The 16,316-nt window shown below is 58.7% G+C and carries 24 protein-coding genes; all 24 read right to left on the bottom strand.

Going from position 1 to position 16,316, the window contains the following annotated elements:
• Nucleotides 1-3: 3 nt before the first annotated feature.
• Nucleotides 4-468: a lysozyme gene (locus G542_RS0104095; RefSeq protein ID WP_027823451.1), complete on the bottom strand. Its 465-nt coding sequence runs from the start codon at nt 466-468 to the stop codon at nt 4-6.
• Nucleotides 450-695, bottom strand: coding sequence for a holin (locus G542_RS0104090; RefSeq protein WP_027823450.1), 246 nt, complete (start codon nt 693-695; stop codon nt 450-452). The genes G542_RS0104095 and G542_RS0104090 overlap by 19 nt, the downstream gene beginning before the upstream one ends.
• A gap of 67 nt (nt 696-762) precedes the next feature.
• Nucleotides 763-1,245: a DUF4376 domain-containing protein gene (locus G542_RS15855; protein WP_051189897.1), complete on the bottom strand. Its 483-nt coding sequence runs from the start codon at nt 1,243-1,245 to the stop codon at nt 763-765.
• 4 nt (nt 1,246-1,249) lie between these two features.
• Nucleotides 1,250-2,608 carry a phage tail protein gene (locus tag G542_RS17365; RefSeq protein WP_051189896.1) on the bottom strand — a complete coding sequence of 453 codons (1,359 nt, stop codon included), beginning with the start codon at nt 2,606-2,608 and terminating at the stop codon, nt 1,250-1,252.
• The gene (locus G542_RS15845; protein ID WP_034984973.1) at nt 2,605-3,258 is read right to left on the bottom strand and encodes a baseplate wedge 1 family protein; all 654 of its coding nucleotides are present in this window, start codon (nt 3,256-3,258) and stop codon (nt 2,605-2,607) included. The genes G542_RS17365 and G542_RS15845 overlap by 4 nt, the downstream gene beginning before the upstream one ends.
• Nucleotides 3,255-4,400, bottom strand: a complete 1,146-nt coding sequence (locus tag G542_RS0104070; protein WP_027823449.1) for a baseplate J/gp47 family protein — start codon at nt 4,398-4,400, stop codon at nt 3,255-3,257. Before G542_RS0104070 ends, G542_RS15845 begins: the two co-directional genes overlap by 4 nt.
• 55 nt (nt 4,401-4,455) lie before the next feature.
• Nucleotides 4,456-4,809: a contractile injection system sheath initiator gene (locus G542_RS0104065; RefSeq protein ID WP_027823448.1), complete on the bottom strand. Its 354-nt coding sequence runs from the start codon at nt 4,807-4,809 to the stop codon at nt 4,456-4,458.
• Complete coding sequence (locus tag G542_RS19550) at nt 4,806-5,519, bottom strand: Gp138 family membrane-puncturing spike protein (protein WP_027823447.1); 714 nt, start codon at nt 5,517-5,519, stop codon at nt 4,806-4,808. The genes G542_RS0104065 and G542_RS19550 overlap by 4 nt, the downstream gene beginning before the upstream one ends.
• On the bottom strand, nt 5,516-6,358 hold the full coding sequence (locus tag G542_RS0104055; RefSeq protein ID WP_027823446.1) for a phage protein: 843 nt from the start codon (nt 6,356-6,358) through the stop codon (nt 5,516-5,518). Before G542_RS0104055 ends, G542_RS19550 begins: the two co-directional genes overlap by 4 nt.
• Nucleotides 6,355-6,672, bottom strand: coding sequence for a phage baseplate plug family protein (locus tag G542_RS0104050; RefSeq protein WP_027823445.1), 318 nt, complete (start codon nt 6,670-6,672; stop codon nt 6,355-6,357). Before G542_RS0104050 ends, G542_RS0104055 begins: the two co-directional genes overlap by 4 nt.
• A gap of 55 nt (nt 6,673-6,727) precedes the next feature.
• A complete protein-coding gene (locus G542_RS19605) occupies nt 6,728-7,039 on the bottom strand; it encodes a PH domain-containing protein (protein ID WP_505712065.1) in 312 nt (103 codons plus the stop codon).
• A gap of 160 nt (nt 7,040-7,199) precedes the next feature.
• On the bottom strand, nt 7,200-7,985 hold the full coding sequence (locus G542_RS0104040) for a phage baseplate protein (protein WP_027823444.1): 786 nt from the start codon (nt 7,983-7,985) through the stop codon (nt 7,200-7,202).
• A gap of 14 nt (nt 7,986-7,999) precedes the next feature.
• Nucleotides 8,000-9,595, bottom strand: coding sequence for a hypothetical protein (locus G542_RS0104035; RefSeq protein WP_027823443.1), 1,596 nt, complete (start codon nt 9,593-9,595; stop codon nt 8,000-8,002).
• Nucleotides 9,592-9,720: a hypothetical protein gene (locus tag G542_RS19425; protein WP_275662931.1), complete on the bottom strand. Its 129-nt coding sequence runs from the start codon at nt 9,718-9,720 to the stop codon at nt 9,592-9,594. Before G542_RS19425 ends, G542_RS0104035 begins: the two co-directional genes overlap by 4 nt.
• Before the next feature lie 26 nt (nt 9,721-9,746).
• On the bottom strand, nt 9,747-10,175 hold the full coding sequence (locus G542_RS0104025; protein WP_027823442.1) for a phage tail assembly chaperone: 429 nt from the start codon (nt 10,173-10,175) through the stop codon (nt 9,747-9,749).
• A complete protein-coding gene (locus G542_RS0104020) occupies nt 10,175-10,612 on the bottom strand; it encodes a tail tube family protein (RefSeq protein WP_027823441.1) in 438 nt (145 codons plus the stop codon). Before G542_RS0104020 ends, G542_RS0104025 begins: the two co-directional genes overlap by 1 nt.
• 12 nt (nt 10,613-10,624) lie before the next feature.
• The gene (locus G542_RS0104015) at nt 10,625-12,130 is read right to left on the bottom strand and encodes a DUF3383 domain-containing protein (protein ID WP_027823440.1); all 1,506 of its coding nucleotides are present in this window, start codon (nt 12,128-12,130) and stop codon (nt 10,625-10,627) included.
• Between the two features lie 3 nt (nt 12,131-12,133).
• Nucleotides 12,134-12,634, bottom strand: a complete 501-nt coding sequence (locus G542_RS15835; RefSeq protein WP_444542962.1) for a phage neck terminator protein — start codon at nt 12,632-12,634, stop codon at nt 12,134-12,136.
• Complete coding sequence (locus tag G542_RS15830; protein WP_034984971.1) at nt 12,558-12,926, bottom strand: hypothetical protein; 369 nt, start codon at nt 12,924-12,926, stop codon at nt 12,558-12,560. The genes G542_RS15835 and G542_RS15830 overlap by 77 nt, the downstream gene beginning before the upstream one ends.
• Complete coding sequence (locus G542_RS15825) at nt 12,919-13,374, bottom strand: hypothetical protein (RefSeq protein ID WP_155826598.1); 456 nt, start codon at nt 13,372-13,374, stop codon at nt 12,919-12,921. Before G542_RS15825 ends, G542_RS15830 begins: the two co-directional genes overlap by 8 nt.
• The gene (locus G542_RS0104000; RefSeq protein ID WP_027823439.1) at nt 13,371-13,742 is read right to left on the bottom strand and encodes a DUF4054 domain-containing protein; all 372 of its coding nucleotides are present in this window, start codon (nt 13,740-13,742) and stop codon (nt 13,371-13,373) included. The genes G542_RS15825 and G542_RS0104000 overlap by 4 nt, the downstream gene beginning before the upstream one ends.
• 12 nt (nt 13,743-13,754) lie before the next feature.
• On the bottom strand, nt 13,755-14,681 hold the full coding sequence (locus tag G542_RS0103995; RefSeq protein ID WP_051189891.1) for a major capsid family protein: 927 nt from the start codon (nt 14,679-14,681) through the stop codon (nt 13,755-13,757).
• 10 nt (nt 14,682-14,691) lie between these two features.
• Nucleotides 14,692-15,135, bottom strand: a complete 444-nt coding sequence (locus G542_RS0103990; RefSeq protein ID WP_027823437.1) for a structural cement protein Gp24 — start codon at nt 15,133-15,135, stop codon at nt 14,692-14,694.
• Entirely contained in the window at nt 15,132-16,289 is a 1,158-nt protein-coding gene (locus tag G542_RS0103985; protein ID WP_027823436.1) for a DUF2213 domain-containing protein, read from the bottom strand. Before G542_RS0103985 ends, G542_RS0103990 begins: the two co-directional genes overlap by 4 nt.
• Between the last annotated feature and the right edge of the window lie 27 nt (nt 16,290-16,316).

Here is a 16,316-nt window from a genome sequence, read left to right as displayed (position 1 = left end):
TCGTCATTCTGTTTTCCCTTCACACCGGGCCCGTTCCTCTGCCCGACGCTTGACCAGTCCGGGCAGGCGTTTCCCTCCCGCATAGATCCACCGATCAATCTCGGCACATGCCCCGGCGTAATCGCCGGCATTCAGCTTCCGCACCAGAGTTGAGCTGCAAAACGCCCCCGAGCCGATGTTGTAAGCCAGCGAGACAAAGGCGTCGTACTCGTACTGGTGCAGTGGGACGCGAACACATTGTTTCAGCGCCCCCTCAAACTTCTGCAGGTCGGTCAGTGCCCGGGCCAGTGCCTTGGCCGGCGTGATGCGGTCGCCCATCTTCACGCCTTCGGTCGTGCCAAAGCCGATGGTCGGTACATCACCCGGTACCGGGATGTATGCCGTGTCACGGTAGCCCTCGTGCAGGGCAATCCCGACCAGCGCCGAGGCTGACAGCGTCAGGGCCGCGGCTATTTGTCGTGTGCGCATGCGTCCACCTCACGGCGCAGCCGTGCTTCGTGCTCGATCCGGTCACGCCGGTCCTGTGCCGCCCGGTAGTACCAGTTGACCAAAAAGCCGGCCATCGCTATCAGCAAGCCAACCAAGGCGACAAACTCGTTACTGAGCATGAATCCGGCAAACGATCCGCCTGCACCACCGTAAGTCGCTTTGCTGGCCACGGCAGCGGCCGTTGCCTCATATGCTTCTTGCTTCATGTATTTGCCCAAAGAAAAAGCCCGCACGAGGCGGGCAGAAAAGAAGAAGGCCGCTTAAAGCGGCCTGTCATGCGGTGGTACTGAGCTCTGGTGGCCAGCCGGGCTGGAAGGCTTCCAGCTCGTCACGGCTCATGCCCTCGATGGCCTGCTTCATCTCGCGCTGGCGGGCGTGGATGGCACTGCCACGGGTCACGATGGCAGCAAACAGGCCTTGCATGTCCTCCAGGGTCATCGGCACGTCCACGTTGTCAGCCGAGGTCCAGATCCCCAGCGGGTTGGCACCGGCCAGCATCACCGCATTGATGCGCTGAAGCGAGGCTTCATCGGTATCCCAACGGTGGCCGGCATGCTCGATGTCGCCGTTTTCCTGTTCATCCCGCCAACGGTTGATTTCGGCCCGGCGTTGCTCGCGCAGGGCTTCGCTGTCGGGCCTGCAGGCATCGATGACATCCTGCTCGGAAACCGGCACGAGGCCCGCCGGCAGGAACGGCTTTTCTGACAGATCGCTGATGGCGAAGTATCTGCCGTCTTTTGACTTGAAATAATGCATGGCGTTATCTCCACTCCTGCCAGGTAAGAAATGACGAACCATTGTTTGAATAGGTCTTGCCAGCGGGCACAGGGATTGTGTCCACGATCGTGACCGACCCATATCCAACACCACCAATGGCCTTGCCATCCACGAAAGGCTGGATGGCTGCATGCGCCGTGATGCGCACCAGGATGGCTCGCCCGGTCGTGTTTGTATACGTCACCCCGCATCTGCGTTCTGACGATACATCACGCCATTCCTGGCCATGACCGAATGCGGCAGAGACATCCAGCTTGCTGGCAAGCTGCGCCCACAGCCGGGCAACTTCGGTCGCAAGCTGGCTGGCATCGGCCGAACCGGGATTTGTCACGGCACCGAAAAGACGACAGACCCAGACCGAAGAGACGTTGAGCGGGCGGGTTTCACTGTCGCCAACATAACGTGCATACGGCATACCATCATTGGCGTTGATAATATCAACCAGGCCCGTAGTGTTCTCTGAAGCATGGAAGCCGGTAGCTTTATTGTTATTAACAGCTACCGTCGGCGGAGCTGATGTTGAGCCAGGAAATCCCGGCCCCCTGATTGTAATTGCGTGACTCTTGATCGCATCGCCCTGAATCAGCCCCAGCGTTCCAGTAGACAACGCCCCGTCACCCCGAACAAACAGGGCCCCCTTCGATCCTGCCGACTTGCCGTTCCAGTCCGGCATGCGGAAAGTCGAGACACCATCGCCGTGCGTGAATGCCCCGCGCTTGAGCGGGTCGGTCTGCCAGTCGGCTTCGGTCACGACAGGCACGGCTCCGGCCTGGATCGCGGCCCAGGCATCCGGATACAGTGCCCGGCTCAGCTCCTGCCCGTCCAGCGGCGCATAGCCGGCTTGAATGTGAGTGCGGGAAGGTGATGTGCGCGGCCACAGCAGCGGGTCGCCGCCGGCTTTGGCAAGGTCTGATGCTTTGGCGTAATGCTCGGGTGGCTGCCCGCCGAGCTTTGCCGAGTCAGCGGCTGTTTCGGATTTGCCGAGTTTTCCGTCTAATGCTGCACGATCAAATCCCCATTCAACCCAGTCTTCAGGATTCGTATCGGGCTGCTTGTTTGTATTGGCTGTTTTTGAGCGCCATGTCCGGGCGCCGTGTTTTACGTATGCTCCGGTTGGATATTGCTCACTAGCCGACCACTCGGATATGCCCTGCTGGATCATGTACCGGATAGCTTCATCCTGTCGTTTGGCCAGAGCATTGAACCACTCCATTGGAGGAAAGCCATCGGTTTGCTCAAATGTAACCCCCCATCCACGGAGAATGTCTGGAAATTCCTGAAGCTCGCCGGGCAAGGCATTCTGGGCGAACACCTTTTCATCCGGACGTTGATAAATGGTCATAGCAACCTCGCAAATCGTCCTTTGTTAAAACCACGTGCCCCAGGCGCACCACGGAAACCGAATGCCTGAACCGGCACTGCAAAATAGAAATTGATACCGACACCATTCGGCCGCGGCAGAATGTCCAGCTCCTTGACCGCGTATCGTTTGAAATCGCTGATGTTGTCTGACCTGACCAGTACAGACAGGCTCATGTCGTACTGATCGAAAACGGCTGATTCGCTCCCGAAGATGAATTCGAGGGCATCAGAAATATCGTCGATGGTTCCGACCTGATAATTTCTGGCTATGCGGCACCGGATCAGGAACCGGTAGCCGTCGTCACCGAGAGTGACGGACTCAGTCGTCGGATCTCCGCTGCGATACCATTTGCCGCCACCCATGCCCGATTTGTTGAAGCCTTTGGCCCCTGAGGCACCCCTGAAGCCAAACAGTCCACGTGGAGCCAATCCCTGCAGGACGCGAGACTGACCGACGTGCTTGCCGCACAGGTCCAGATTCACGCCGGTGGCCACATTGATGTCCAAGGCATCGGGCAGGGCGGCCAGGCCCGCCCAGGTACTGGCGAACTGGTCATTGATCAGACGTGCTGTTGCGGCGGCCCTGGGCTTGCCTTGGTACTGCCAGATCAGCAGTTTGTCGTAGCTCATTTGGGCACAACCTGAATATCGGTGACTGCAAACCTGGCCAGTTCGCGCACGCCAATCTGGATATTCTCCCTGACCAGTTGGCCGCCGCGGCGGCCGATACGCAGGTCCGAGACCCAGAACCCCGGGACGGTGTTGATCGGGCTGTACAGGCGGGTTAGCAATACATCTTCACCGATCCCGAACGACTCGGATGCCAGTGCTGCCTTGATGGCTTCGACATCAATGGCGGTAAAGTCTGCCCTCCTGGTTATCTCGATGTATGCCGAGCACTCGATAACGGCTGGCCGATCAAACCGCACCAGCCTGTTGCGACCGCGAGCATCCTTCACGACAACGGAAACATTTCCCATGAGTCCGGTGCCGCCGGTTTTTCGTTTGAAGATTGCTGCAGCAATTCCTGCATCATCACCGCCGTCGACAATCACGTTCAGCGAGTGGCCCGGTACACCATTGGCATCCGTATCGTTGCCGGTGTTCTCCAGGACGATCACCTGGCGGACATCAGCCAGCTCACTGATCGTGGACTCGATTCCTTCCACGCTGTTCTGGGCCGCCCGGGCACGCGTACGGAAAAAACGCGCGCGCAGGTCAGAATCCGTTTCTTCTTCGGCACCGACCTCGGCGGAGGCTGACGTAGTGGCGCCTGACCAGCCGAGGGTAATGGTTTCGACAGTCAGGGGCGTATCTGCAGGCACGGAAAACGCACCCAGCAGTTCGCTGCGAAAATCGGCTCGTACCGATCCATCAGTACCCAGCGTCACGTCGGAGACCAGCTGCCAGCGCACCTTGTTGCCATCCGAAACAATGGCGCCAGCCGGGATGATGGCATGCGCCGTTCCGGTCAGGATCACGCTGCGCAGGTAGCTGTAACGCGCTCCACGCCGTGTCAGGGCGGCATAGGCTGCACGCTGTTCAAGCCAGGCACCGGAGGCCGTATCCGGGTCAAGTGCACGATAGATGGTTTCGCCCAGCTCCTCGAGGTCAGCTCTGATCTGGGCTATCAGTCCGATCATTTGCCCATCCGGACTGTCCGGATCCGTATTGATGTCGTTGCCGTAGATACCGCGGAATCCGGCATCCAGACTGGCTATGATTGTGTCCAGCCGGTCGGCCATGTACCCATGGCTCGTCAGTTGCCCCATGGCATGCTCCAACAAAAAACCCCGCCAGATGGCGGGGCAAATAACGGGGTTGTGGTCAGCGTTCGGCGTTTACCGTCGACTCTCTACCATGGATGTCTCGTAGCGTGGTCATGATCCGCAGCCGTCTGGAGGTCGTATCTTGTGCCATCTCGAATGCACGAATCTCGGCCACTCCCGGTGTCCGCAGGATGTGCAACTTGATGTCACGCTCAATGCGTGTCAGGTCGGCCGGGCGTTCAATGTCTCCTAGCCACGGCAGGCCATGATCAAGATCCAGAAACCAGTCCATCATGAACGACTGCAAGCGGGTCTTGACCCGTTGAGCAACGGATTCAGACGTGCCGGCATAGCTGGCCCGGCCTTGGCCAAAGGTCCAGTCGCCGGCAGCATCGATGCGGCGCACCCTCATTTCGGGCCTCCTGTGTCACTGCCTCCTGACTGCACGCCGGAATGGACGTGGCTATCGAGCACCACGCCATTCGACGACAACGCCCCTCCGGATTGTTCGAACAAACCAGTCACCTTGGTTCCAGCACCGCCACCGGTACCGCTCATGCCAGCCATATAGGTAAACAGTTTCTCGAAAAACACCGGGCACCGTACTGTCAGGTCAGTACCGTCCATGGTGATCTGCCCACCCTCATCGATCTTGATGAACGCCGCCCCATCTATGGTTCGAATACTGACACCGTCCATCTCGAAATTCGGGATGGCGTTCGGTCTGGAGTTGATTCCGGGGATGAAAGTCGCATCGGAATAGTCATGCAGCCGGTAGTCCATCGGCGGGCCTGATCTGCCGGATTGATGCCAGCCATCGATACACCGCTCGTTGAAAATGATCTGTCCCTCGTCTCCGGGCTTGACCGGGAACGTGATGACAAATCCGCCGGCTCGCGGGAACTGCACCGGTACATCGACAAGCGGTGGCAAGGGGGCAGCAGAGCCATCGGACAGTACCTGGTCGATCATGGCCTGAACAGTAGCTGTCGGCCCGTCTGGATCAAACGAGACTACCCGGCCTGGCATGGCCGTGTGCACGTTCCGAATGGCCGCTTCGGTTGCCGCATTGGCAGCCCCCTCGGCAGACGGATTGCTCCAGTCGTATGCACCGCTGCTCATTTCGTGCTTTCCTTTTCCTTCTCGATCTTCTTGAATTTTCCACCGACCACGATCAGCTTCGTGATCCAGTCTCCGCCAAGGATGTCGCCGCTCGACCGCAGGTTGACGATCTTGTAGTCCCCGTTGAACCAGTCGAGGATTGACCTGACGGTTACCAGCCCGCCAATGCGCAATTCGGGATTCAACAGGCATGAAAGCTCCAGGCCGTTGTCTGTGGCTTCTGGCGCCCCGATCATTCCGGTTTCCTGAGACAGCACGACTGACTCGCCGGGCAGTACCTTGTCGGCCGGAAGCATGATCAGCTCGCCGTCCTGTATCGACCAGTCCGCACCGTTATGGGTGGCCACCCGCGACAGTACGTCCCGGGTATTGCCGACCAATACTTTTCCCCGCGGCAATGCGCGACCAACAGGCACATCGATCGCACCGGTGCTGGACCGGGCCATGGTCCTGGCCAGATCGCCGACTATCTGCCGGTCTGTCGCCCCGGCCCGCATCGTGGTCGATACCCGGGCAGTCTGATAATCGATGTCGCCGTCGCCGACCTCGAGGTCAACAATGAAATCCAGACCTTCACGCTTGACCCGAGGCTTGATGATGTCACCTGCAAATATCGTCCGCAGCTCGGTATAACCGACGGACAGTCGGGCTCGATCGTACTGGCCGGACAGAATCTGGTGCATGTGGTCCCGGTTCAGGTTCCACACCCGAATCCGGCCCGGGTTTGGTTTGGCGTCGATGGTTTTCTGGAATTCGAATGCCACGCGCAGGGACGTGATTGCCATACCGGATGTGGCATTGCCGATCTCCAGCCGCAGCTGGCGCCCGAATTGCCTCATGGCTCAATCTCCGATTTTTCGCCGATGTACAGCAGGCAGCGGCTACCAAGGTCGGCGCCGCCACTCGGATCCAGTCCGATGCCACTTTCATCGACGAGCAGGAAGAAGTAGGGCACCTGTACTCGCCACAGGATGGGGACACCGGTAGCCAGTGCCTGGCCTTGAGCGACCCAGCGCATGTCTGCCTCGTCATAGATGTCGATTGCCCAGTGATCGCCGATGCTGTTGTAGCGGATGGTCAGTTGCAGTGACCGGCCGGCAACTTCAACGGTCATGCCCTGCAGCGGGCTGGAGTCTACGGGGAGCTGTCGCATGGCTGGGTCCATGAAAAAACCCGCCGGGCGGCGGGTTTTTATCTTGCTGAACTGACTATTTAGGGCTTTCCATCAGTTGATGAAGCTCTCGACGGAAAGCAAGAGGATTGTCGATACTTGGTACTGGAGCAGCAGGGTTGCCCGCGCCTCCGATTACCAGTGTTCCAAAATTGAGCATCCGACCAAAAATGCCTTGATCGATTTGGACGCTCTCAACTTTTTCCAGCTTCAACTCGACCGTTTTTCTGCTGATAAAGCCAAATTTTGCGATAACACGCTTGTTTGTGATTGCCAGCTCAGTCGTTAAAACTCGAATAACTGCAATCGCAAGGGGAATAATCCCGACAAAGAAGAAAAACAGCAGGATTATTCCTGAAATGATGAGAGCAATCTGTGAAAGCTAGGAAACCTTGGCGCGATATACCACTTGCTCGCCGGGCATCAAGCTACTGTCGACATATGACATTGTTAGCATCCTGCTTGTTGTTGATATGTAGAAACAATATCTTACACGACCATTGCGGTTGTTACCTCTCTTTAGCCCAACTATCCAGTGCCTTGATCAAGGATCGATTTCCACTCAAATCCTTTGTTGAAACCTTTCCCTTCTGGGCCTTCTTGGCTGACTGGGCTGCCGACCGGCCGGATTTCTTCTCTCCGCTGGATGGAACATCCACGCCAGAAGTGCTTTCCGTTTCAACGATGAGCACCTCTCTGGCTGAAATATTGAATTCAGCGGATCCATCCTTGGTCTGAGATACAGAAACAGACGTCACCAACATGTTTTCGTACAGGCGCAGGCCGGTTTCGATTTCAATCGTCTCTCCAGATTTCTGGATGTCGGTCAGCGCGTCGTATACCTGCCGGACCCGATCTGTTGTCGCACCCGATGACGAATCAAGTGTGCCGAGTGCTGCGAAATCCGGTAGCCACGGTGCAAGCGCCCGGGTAGTTGCCATGGCCTTTGATACCGCAGTCTGGGCAGTGGCCGAGAACGAATTCAGTTCGCGCTGCATGCGGGAAAGTGTTTGTGGCGTCCGGAATGGCAGAGTCACCAGCGGCTGGATTTTGTCCATGAAATCCAGGCCGCGAATGGATGGCAGCATGTTGCCTGTTTGCTGCGGCATCTGGTGATCGTGATCGACCATCACCCCGGTAATGGTCACGGACTTTGGCTCCAGCACTGCATGGTCAGCGATCTGGGCACCGGACTCGATAGGATTTTCGGTGACCCGCAGGTCGGACTGGTGGCCCTCGGACACCACGGCATCCAGCTCCACCGTTCCGATCCTGCGATTGATCACTCTGGCCATATAGCCACCTCTCATCAGTATTTGACCGCGCCGCCTGCATTGCGCGTTGCCAACTGCTGCTGGCGTCGCATCTCGTCGGCGGCCGCTTTGCCGGCTCTCTCCGGGTCTGATGTGTAGATGTTCATCTTCACATCCTGGTTGATGTTGCTGCTTTGTTCGGTACCGGTCTGGGATGTGCGCAGGGAGGCGGCCGGGTTGGTCGACTGCGGCCGTGCCGCGTTCTGGGCACCAATTACTGCACCAGGTGTCGCGGAGGCGGTCACAGCTACTTTCTGTGCGACCTCAATGGTCTTGCCATCGAGTAATCCCAGCGACTGGCCGATGGAAGTGAAGAAGCCAATTACCTTCCGGACGCCAGCGGTAATAGCTCCGACTGTTTTATCCCACATGGAGATGACCAATTTGAAAGCGCTGGAAAAACTCTCGACAACTGGTCCTGCGATTTGCAGGAATATGAGGACGAGAGCAGCAGCACCTGATTTGATTACATCCCATGCTGCCATTGCGATAGCAGAAACGAGCGTAAACAGCTGTTCAAAAATTGCCGAAAGTGCATAAGCCGTCTTGGCCCCTATGTCTTCCAGCATCTCCCAGTTGCCCGTTAGCAGAGCGAATATTCCGCGGACTCCTTGCCACAGAAATGACAAAAAGGCTCCGAATACAATCAAGGCACCAACAACGAATGAAGTAACAGCCTCGCCGTTTCGGCTCCACCAGTCAGACATCCAGTTCCCGAACTGGATCATGCCCTCGACAACAAGATCCCACAGCCTCTGGAAGAGCAGTTTGACATCCTGGAACCATGCCTTGATACCGGGAATGGCCCCGACAAATGGTTTCCAGAAATCACCCAGCAGACTTTCACCACCCTCCATGTAAACCATAAGGTCATCAGCCAAGAGGATCAGGGCTGCAATAGCTGCTGCGACCAGTGTCAGCGGGTTCATCAGCAAGGCCAGGCCCTGTGCAGCTGCGGACATGATCATCTGCCGCTTCAGGTAAATGAATCCGGCGGCGAGCAAGGCCAGCGCAGCTTTCCAGCCCGTCGTGTGGTCGATAACCTTGGCGATGAAGCTGACCGTGTTGCCGATGGCACTTCCGATCCGCCCGATCACATCTTTCAGCTTTGTCAGGGTACCTTCGATCAAGGCCCGGTTGGCGGCGTACCACTCGCGGATTTTGCTGACGATTGCATCAAGGTAGGGCAGGACTGTCAGGATGGCCTGGCGGCGGATGTCCAGAAACATGCTGGTGATTTGCTCGCCAGCCTCAACAAGGCGCTCCTTGGCTTCATCGACAGCACTGCGGGCAGATTTGCCGGCCGTTTCATCCAGGTCTTCAAGCTGGCTGACGGCATCCTCAATGAACGACGACAGCCCGCCTGACAAGAGCGCGATTCCGGCTCCGACACCGGACAATGCGGCCATCCACATGCCGAGGGATGAAACGATGGAGCCAGTACCCTTGTTGACGCCTGATGCAGCCTGATTAACGGCCCCGGCGGCATCGTCAGCGGCACTGGACACGTTTGCAAGCGCTGCGGTTGCCACTTGGGCCCCGGACGTATCAGCCAGAAATCCCAGCTTCCACAGGAATTCGTCAAGGATCATGCCGGAGGCCTTTCTTGCGCCTTGCGCTGTGCCTCATCCCACTCGGCAATCGCATCGTGGAAATCGAGCAGGTCAGACAAGGTGTAGACGGTGCGCAGCTCGTGCAGGGTGCACAGGCGGCGCATTACGGGGGCGAACAGGAACCAGTCGACTACGGCGTCGGCGGCAAGACCAGCTGTGTCATGTTCGGGAACAGCTGACCCAGTGCGGCCATGCCTCCGGTAAAAAAATCGCCGAACTGGTAGCTGGCTCCCTGCATCAGCAGCGGCATCATGTGGCCGCGGTACTGGTTGAAATGTTCGGCACGCTTGTCCTGCAGGCGGAACGGCTTGCCATCGGCGGGTACCACGTTGGTATGGCCGAACACCAGGTTTTCGATTTCGGTTACGGCCGGATCCCCGAGGTTGCTCAGGATTGCTCCGATGGCTTTGCCGGCACCGCCCTTGGCATCATCCTTCGATACTTCAACCCCGTTCAGCAAACGACCGGCACGTTTGAGTACGTCCCATGCCAGATTGGCGTTGGCCGGCGTCATGATGTAGGTGATGCCGTCCAGAGTGATCCGCTTTTCGTTATCCATCAGTTAGCCCATCCCTTTTCCTGTTTGATGTCGCCGGACTCGAACACGATCGTCCAGGCATGCGGGTTGTGGCCTGCGCCACGGGTGAAGTCGGTTGGTGTGGTGAAAAAGCCGTTTACACCCGTCGCCACGTCCTCGTTCAGGAGGTCGCGGATCTCAAGCGTGAACGGGGTGAACGACTTGATCTGTTTGCGCTGTTGGCGGAACTGGTCATTCAGCCACTTGTTTTCTGGTGAGTGCTGTTTGAGCTTCAGCACCAGCACGTGGGACTCGTCCGGATTGGCGATGAATACCCCGGTACCATTGGCCCCGATCGTGTAGCTTCCGGCATCCGTGACGGCCTTGTACGAGATCACGTCGGAACCATCCGCCCAGTCGCTGATCTCGTAGCCGTTGAGCAGGACAGATACCTGCTTCGGGTCAAACTTTGCAGTCATGTATGGACCTCATTAGCGGTCGAAGTTGACGATGATGTCGACACCATGGATGGCGCCGGCAAGCTTGATGGCGACTTGCAGGGGAGGCGCCTTGCGGCTTTCCCTGTCAGATGTCGACAGGTTGTCGACGGTATCGGCCCAGACATAGAACCCGTCATCAAGACGGTCGCCGCTCTCCAGCGTGCCGAACGGATCGCCGTTCCAGATGCCGGGCGCGAATGCACCGTTTTTGACACCTTCGCGTGCGACTTTCTTGACGGCAGCGATCAACCTGGCAGTACCGGCATCCGTCAGCGGGATCTTGGTTGGTGACCGTTTCAGAACGGCAAAGACTTCCTTCTGCACGGCATCGACGAACCAGTCGAGGATGTGGATCTCATCGAAGAACCTGCCACCAATGACCGTTCCTTCGGCAACCATCGCCGTGTCGTCGTAGTAGGTGTAAAAGTTGATACCCAGCCTGGTGCATTTTTTCGCTTCGGTCAGTGTCAGGTTATCGGGCGTGATGCCCGGCAAATCCTTGAACTTCATCGTCAGCGTGGAATTGTTGGCTGCAAAATTGACCGACAGGGCACGGGCCAGCCATGACATGGCGGCGTAGTAATCATCCCGGTCGTACAGGGCAACGGTGCGGTATGCCTGCCGGTCGTAGAGCGTCTTGAAAACATTGCCCTGGGAAAATTCGATGTGGCTGGCCTTGGTGGTCGTGTAGCCGAAAATCTTCTTGTCGGCAGCCTGAATCCATCCCGATGCAGCTTCGATTTCGTCGTCGCCAAGCTGTGCAGCAGGCACGGCTGCATACCATGACGGATTCTTGTCCTGCAGGCGGGCAAACGCCTCCGGCAGGGTCTCGGCCGGGAGCGTCACCGCATTCGCGCCGGCGGTAATGTCGGCCTGGCCGGCCTCCAGCTTCAACATGCCACCGAGGTAGGTACCGGCACCGGTGCTGTCGGTTGCGTAACTGATCCGGGTTGCATCGTCAGCACCGGCCACATCGGCTTCGACGATGAACCGGTTGCCTACGGCGTCATACCGGCACGATACGTTCTTTGCCGTGATCTTCGCATCGATGACAGAGGCCACGCCCTGCAGGTCAACCACGGAAGAGAGGTCGAGACCGGTCACATCGAACCGGCTGGCGCCGATGGCCAGCGACAACCGACCATCCGTGACAGCCTTCAGTTCAGCCAGTGTATTGCTCAGCGGCGATCCGGACAGTGCCGACTTCACCGCCGGGATGATGCGTTCAGCTCGTACCCAGCGGGCCACCATCATGGATTTCGGCCGTGGAGTCTGGGCAAAGAACGGTCGACTGGCACGGGCTGTTTCCGAATTGGTGCCAAAGGCTGTCTCGACATCGCCTTGGCTGGCACAATCTACATACAGTGTGGCTGCGTCACTGAATACATTGCCCTGCTCGGGAGTGAACAGGGCCAGAGTGCCAAAATCCCGACGCGCTGACGATACCGGCTGGGTATTCAGCTGGACGTTCACGATCAGGTTGAGAGGGAGAGACATGGGTCATTGCTCCGGATATGTGATGACTGGCGCCTCGTCTATACGGCGCAGATCGATTTCGACGATGTGGTCGTGGTTGATGGTCAGATCGACGTTGGCGCGTTCCTCGATGCCGATACCGATGATTCCGGTCAGGTTGCGGACAGGGGTCATGGACAGCACCGTGCAGTGCAGTGCCTTGAGGCCTGACATGCCAGCACTCGACTCCAGCAGGGCGCGCAGCTTTTGCATCAGCGCATAGGCGTTCGTACCGAATGCCTGGACGCTGACCGTGCTCAGGCAGGTCTGCGAGACCGTTTCGATCTCGCGCTCGCCGTCGAACGTCCGCCGGGCCTGTCCGATCTCGACGGTGGTCACGACACGAACAGTCATGAACGGACCGTGCCGGTCTGCAGGGGCTGCCTGGTCGGCTGCTCGAACGGAGCCGTCAGGTAACGACAAAAGCCTCCTGAGCAGGTGCCGCAAGCCCGTTGTGTCGAGTTGCGATAGCGTTGTGGAACCCATATTCAGACCAGTCGGAAGAGGCAGACACGCGCCATCGCGCGCCCTGATACAGCAGGAAATCGCCCACGGTGAGCGGGCGGGTGGTCATGACCTTCCTGGCCGGCAAATGCCGCTCGCCTTCGGGCAGCAATGTCAGGTCATCAGGCTTGGTGGCATGGACGACAGCCATCATCGTGACCGGGGTGTATTCGTCGACCCACTGACCGCTGGCATCGAATGAGCCGCCGCGGGTCTCGAAGTCGACCTCCTGTGCCAGATCCGGGTCATCGAAGATTTCAGACACATCAAGCATCACGAACCTCGCTGGTGATGGACTGGCGTAGCTCACCTTTGTCGATCAGCGCCTTGCTGCTGCCCTTTCGGTGGATCGTGGCTGGCGACAGTGGAGCAAAATCTCCGCGTTCGATGGTTTCCTGCACATCGCCCGCGGCAGCGATGCCGATCAGCTCGAGTGCATGCTCGACCACCATGTCTCCGGCTAGGACCTTGCGCATGACCTTGGCTGCCAGTTCCTGATGGTTCTGGTGCTTCTCGAGCATCGTTTTGCGCAGGAATGACCGTTCCGGGATGCCGCGTTCTGGTACACCCATCTCATGGATGATCGCGACGTCTGCATTGCCCAGTACGCCTTCTTCTCTGCCATTCTTGTTCGCTGGCACGCCAACCACGACAGACTTCGCAGTAGCTTCGGCAATGATCTGCTGCAGCCGCAGCAGGCTGCCGAGATCAGGCATCGTCATGGCGTTACCACCCGGATCCCGAAGGCCACAAGACTGCGCAGCTGCAGGTAGCGCTGGCCGTAGACGGTCGTTGCCAGCAGGGCATCAGCCATGCCAGCGACCGGCGCGGCCGCGTAGTTCAACTGGATGTCGCCCGCCTTCTTGCCGGTCACTTGCCCGGATGCGGCTGCGGCACCCTTGGAGGTCTGCCTGGCCAAGGCCAGCAGGTGCGCCGCCAGGGCCATGATGCCGGCACCGTGGAATTTGCCCCAGGTGCCGGCATCCACTTCAAGCGCTGCCTCGGAAATCAGAAGGCCGACCTGGTTAGGGTCGGCCTTGCTGAATTCAGGGTATCTGGCGACCAGATCGTCAACGGTTGGCTCTGCCATGGTGGTCCCCGGTCAGTAGTCGATGTACTTGGCGCTCTGCGGCTCGAGGAACGTGACACCGCCGAAATCCATGCGGATGCCGGTCTGCCAGGCAAGCAGGCCCTTCGGCTGGACATCCAGCACTTCCGGAGGAGAGGGAATGTCCATCACGACGTGCTGTGCATCGTTGATGTAGGCAAGTGCACGCTTTTTGCCACCGTTACCGGCCTTGTCCGCCAGCTTCAGGGGGATCGGCTTCAGGTTGACCGGTTTACCGGCAATGCCGGCCAACGCATCGGTCACGTACTTCAGTACCGTGGTATCGCGTCCTTCACCACGCGGCTGGCTGCCAAGGGTCACGTAGTCGAGCATCGGGATGGCCAGCGTATCCGGCGCTGCAATCAGGTCGGTACTGGTCAGCACACGGGTGAACATGTCGATCAGTGCCGCTGCGTTTTCGTCTGCGGCGCCTTCCGCGAAAGGTTTGCCGCCCTTGATGCCAACAGCTTCGACCTTGTCGGAATTCAGCAGGCCCTTGATTCGCGTGTCACGGGCGTGGCCGAGGAAGGCCACCTTTTGCAGGGTCTGGTCAGCGTTCTGGCGCAAGACCCGCATTTTTTCGGTATTCACGTCGATCTTCAGGCGCGCACAGATCTCCAGTTCGCGCAGGGTGTAGGTGACACCCTTAGCCCACGACACGACCGCTGCCGATCCCGGTGTGAAGTCGACCTCGACGGTATCGATCGAAGTGGTCTTGTCACCGACAAGGCCATCGTCCAGATCACTGGCCGATTCGACACTGAAGTGCATTTTTTCCATCAGGCCGCGACCGCCAGAACTGTCGATCGTCACGAACTGCGGGAACACGATCTCCGGGTATTTCTCGGTCACCATCTGCTCGCGGAACTGTGCCAGTGCCGGGATCAGGATGTTGAGACCGTCTTTGAGGGTGAATTGCATGGGGTGTCCTTTACAGGCGGCCGATTTCGGCCAGGCCGGCGGTAACATTGAGGATATGGAAGTCCGAGGGAACGGTTTTTTCACTGACCTCGGCTGCCAGAACGGATCCAGCTGGCTTGCTGTCTTCGGCAACAGCGCGGATGAAAACCTTGTCCCCACGCTCGGCCGAGCCTTCCAGCACAACCCAGATGCCGTCCCCGTGACCAACCCTGCCCACGCTCAGGTATTCGTCAGGCTGGTATTCGGACTGGACTGGTGATCGCACGACCACACCGGCCACAACATCAGTAACTGCAGCCAGCTCCTTGATGCCACCGGCAGCCAGGGCCACAAAGCGCCCGGCCGCCACAGGGGTGGTGCCAACGTTCTGTTCGCCAGTTGCACGAGCCAGTGACTCGCCTGCCTTACTGATCTGGCCAGCAAAGGCAGTCAGGTTTTGCGACTTGTAGGTCATTGCTTGCTCCCGTAGAGCTGGTTGTAATCGACACCTGCCGGTGCTTTCTCGTTGTCTCCCAGCAAGGCACGGCCAAGCCCGGTACCGTCCTGGTACTTGGCCAGTTGGTAGAGCGCCTTGACTTCGCAGTCGCTCATGCGCTTCAGTCCATCCTTGCTCTCGATACCTTTGTGCAGGATCACCTTCTCTCGGATCGAGCGGGCGCTATCCTTCGCCGTCACCTGGATGCCGGGCACCACACGTGCCGCATCGGCAGCGACGGTCTGAGCCTCGGCTGTATCAGTGGCTGCCTGGGTCAGCTCTGCAATCCTGGCGTTCGCGGCAGCCAGAGCCTGCTGAAGGGCCGCGATCTGCTGGGCCGGATCTTCGTCGGTCGGTTTGGCCGGATCACATTCATCGGCCGGTACATCCGGCTTGTTCTGAGGCGGGGCAGGAGGGACCGGGTTTTGCGGGGTATCCTCATCAGCCGGCTTGTTCGGATCCCCTTCGTCTGTCGGGGTTTCCGGATCCTCGTCACGGGTGGCGAGTGCCAGTTTGGCTGCTGCCTTTTGCTGTTCGGTCGGCTTTTCGATACCGAGTGCGACCAGCAAGGAATCCAGAAGAGTCTTCTTCATGGTCTTGTTGCTCCTGTTGTCTTGGTCTCCGAGCCTGCATTGCCCACCGCAGCGCCCTCTCGGAACGAGCGCGACGTGGTTGCCTCTGATTTGGGTCTGGATGAAATCTACCTCGCCATGGCCCGGTACCAGCTCGCATGAGTACCCTCCGCTGAGTTCCTCGATGCCGTAGACCTCGACCTGACGAATCGCATCGGCATCACAGATCCAGATTTCCCCTGCGAGGAAATCCCCTTCGCGGTGGACGTCGCGCACCATGCCAACGGCCAGTTGGCGCCATGTATCGGCAGTAATGCCGTCATCCGGGTGGCCAATGGCAATCGGCATGCCCTCGAAAGAGGCAACCGACTCCGGAGCAAAGACCTCTTCAGCCGGGCGATCGACCAGGTATGTCTGCCCCGGTGTCTCGCCGACCTCGGATCCGTCGTACTCCTGGATTCCGGTGCGCGCGAACAAGGCCGGCACGACCAGGTAACCCTGCGGAGTCCGTCGGCGTTTTGAGGTCGATGAGGGCTGAAAATCGTATGCGGTCAGTTTCATGAATGAGAAAGCCCGGCACGGGCCGGG

Origin of the sequence: Laribacter hongkongensis DSM 14985 (genome assembly GCF_000423285.1) — a bacterium.
In the GTDB taxonomy this organism is placed as follows: Bacteria; Pseudomonadota; Gammaproteobacteria; order Burkholderiales; family Aquaspirillaceae; genus Laribacter; species Laribacter hongkongensis.
The sequence above is the reverse complement of the archived record's forward strand: the minus strand, read 5'-3'. Positions and strand labels throughout refer to the sequence as shown.

Bases quoted from the DNA above. Each gene is read 5' to 3' on its own strand.
- G542_RS17365 (WP_051189896.1), bottom strand. From the start codon at position 2,608: ATGACCATTTATCAACGTCCGGATGAAAAGGTGTTCGCCCAGAATGCC.
- G542_RS15855 (WP_051189897.1), bottom strand. From the start codon at position 1,245: ATGCATTATTTCAAGTCAAAAGACGGCAGATACTTCGCCATCAGCGAT.
- G542_RS0104020 (WP_027823441.1), bottom strand. From the start codon at position 10,612: ATGACTGCAAAGTTTGACCCGAAGCAGGTATCTGTCCTGCTCAACGGC.
- G542_RS0104095 (WP_027823451.1), bottom strand. From the start codon at position 468: ATGCGCACACGACAAATAGCCGCGGCCCTGACGCTGTCAGCCTCGGCG.
- G542_RS0104035 (WP_027823443.1), bottom strand. From the start codon at position 9,595: ATGATCCTTGACGAATTCCTGTGGAAGCTGGGATTTCTGGCTGATACG.
- G542_RS0104000 (WP_027823439.1), bottom strand. From the start codon at position 13,742: ATGGCAGAGCCAACCGTTGACGATCTGGTCGCCAGATACCCTGAATTC.
- G542_RS15825 (WP_155826598.1), bottom strand. From the start codon at position 13,374: ATGACGATGCCTGATCTCGGCAGCCTGCTGCGGCTGCAGCAGATCATT.
- G542_RS0104055 (WP_027823446.1), bottom strand. From the start codon at position 6,358: ATGAGGCAATTCGGGCGCCAGCTGCGGCTGGAGATCGGCAATGCCACA.
- G542_RS19550 (WP_027823447.1), bottom strand. From the start codon at position 5,519: ATGAGCAGCGGTGCATACGACTGGAGCAATCCGTCTGCCGAGGGGGCT.
- G542_RS0103995 (WP_051189891.1), bottom strand. From the start codon at position 14,681: ATGCAATTCACCCTCAAAGACGGTCTCAACATCCTGATCCCGGCACTG.
- G542_RS15830 (WP_034984971.1), bottom strand. From the start codon at position 12,926: ATGCTTGATGTGTCTGAAATCTTCGATGACCCGGATCTGGCACAGGAG.
- G542_RS0104025 (WP_027823442.1), bottom strand. From the start codon at position 10,175: ATGGATAACGAAAAGCGGATCACTCTGGACGGCATCACCTACATCATG.
- G542_RS19425 (WP_275662931.1), bottom strand. From the start codon at position 9,720: ATGCGCCGCCTGTGCACCCTGCACGAGCTGCGCACCGTCTACACCTTG.
- G542_RS0104065 (WP_027823448.1), bottom strand. From the start codon at position 4,809: ATGAGGGTGCGCCGCATCGATGCTGCCGGCGACTGGACCTTTGGCCAA.
- G542_RS0104050 (WP_027823445.1), bottom strand. From the start codon at position 6,672: ATGCGACAGCTCCCCGTAGACTCCAGCCCGCTGCAGGGCATGACCGTT.
- G542_RS0103990 (WP_027823437.1), bottom strand. From the start codon at position 15,135: ATGACCTACAAGTCGCAAAACCTGACTGCCTTTGCTGGCCAGATCAGT.
- G542_RS15835 (WP_444542962.1), bottom strand. From the start codon at position 12,634: ATGGGTTCCACAACGCTATCGCAACTCGACACAACGGGCTTGCGGCAC.
- G542_RS0104040 (WP_027823444.1), bottom strand. From the start codon at position 7,985: ATGGCCAGAGTGATCAATCGCAGGATCGGAACGGTGGAGCTGGATGCC.
- G542_RS15845 (WP_034984973.1), bottom strand. From the start codon at position 3,258: ATGAGCTACGACAAACTGCTGATCTGGCAGTACCAAGGCAAGCCCAGG.
- G542_RS0104015 (WP_027823440.1), bottom strand. From the start codon at position 12,130: ATGTCTCTCCCTCTCAACCTGATCGTGAACGTCCAGCTGAATACCCAG.
- G542_RS0104090 (WP_027823450.1), bottom strand. From the start codon at position 695: ATGAAGCAAGAAGCATATGAGGCAACGGCCGCTGCCGTGGCCAGCAAA.
- G542_RS0103985 (WP_027823436.1), bottom strand. From the start codon at position 16,289: ATGAAACTGACCGCATACGATTTTCAGCCCTCATCGACCTCAAAACGC.
- G542_RS0104070 (WP_027823449.1), bottom strand. From the start codon at position 4,400: ATGGGGCAACTGACGAGCCATGGGTACATGGCCGACCGGCTGGACACA.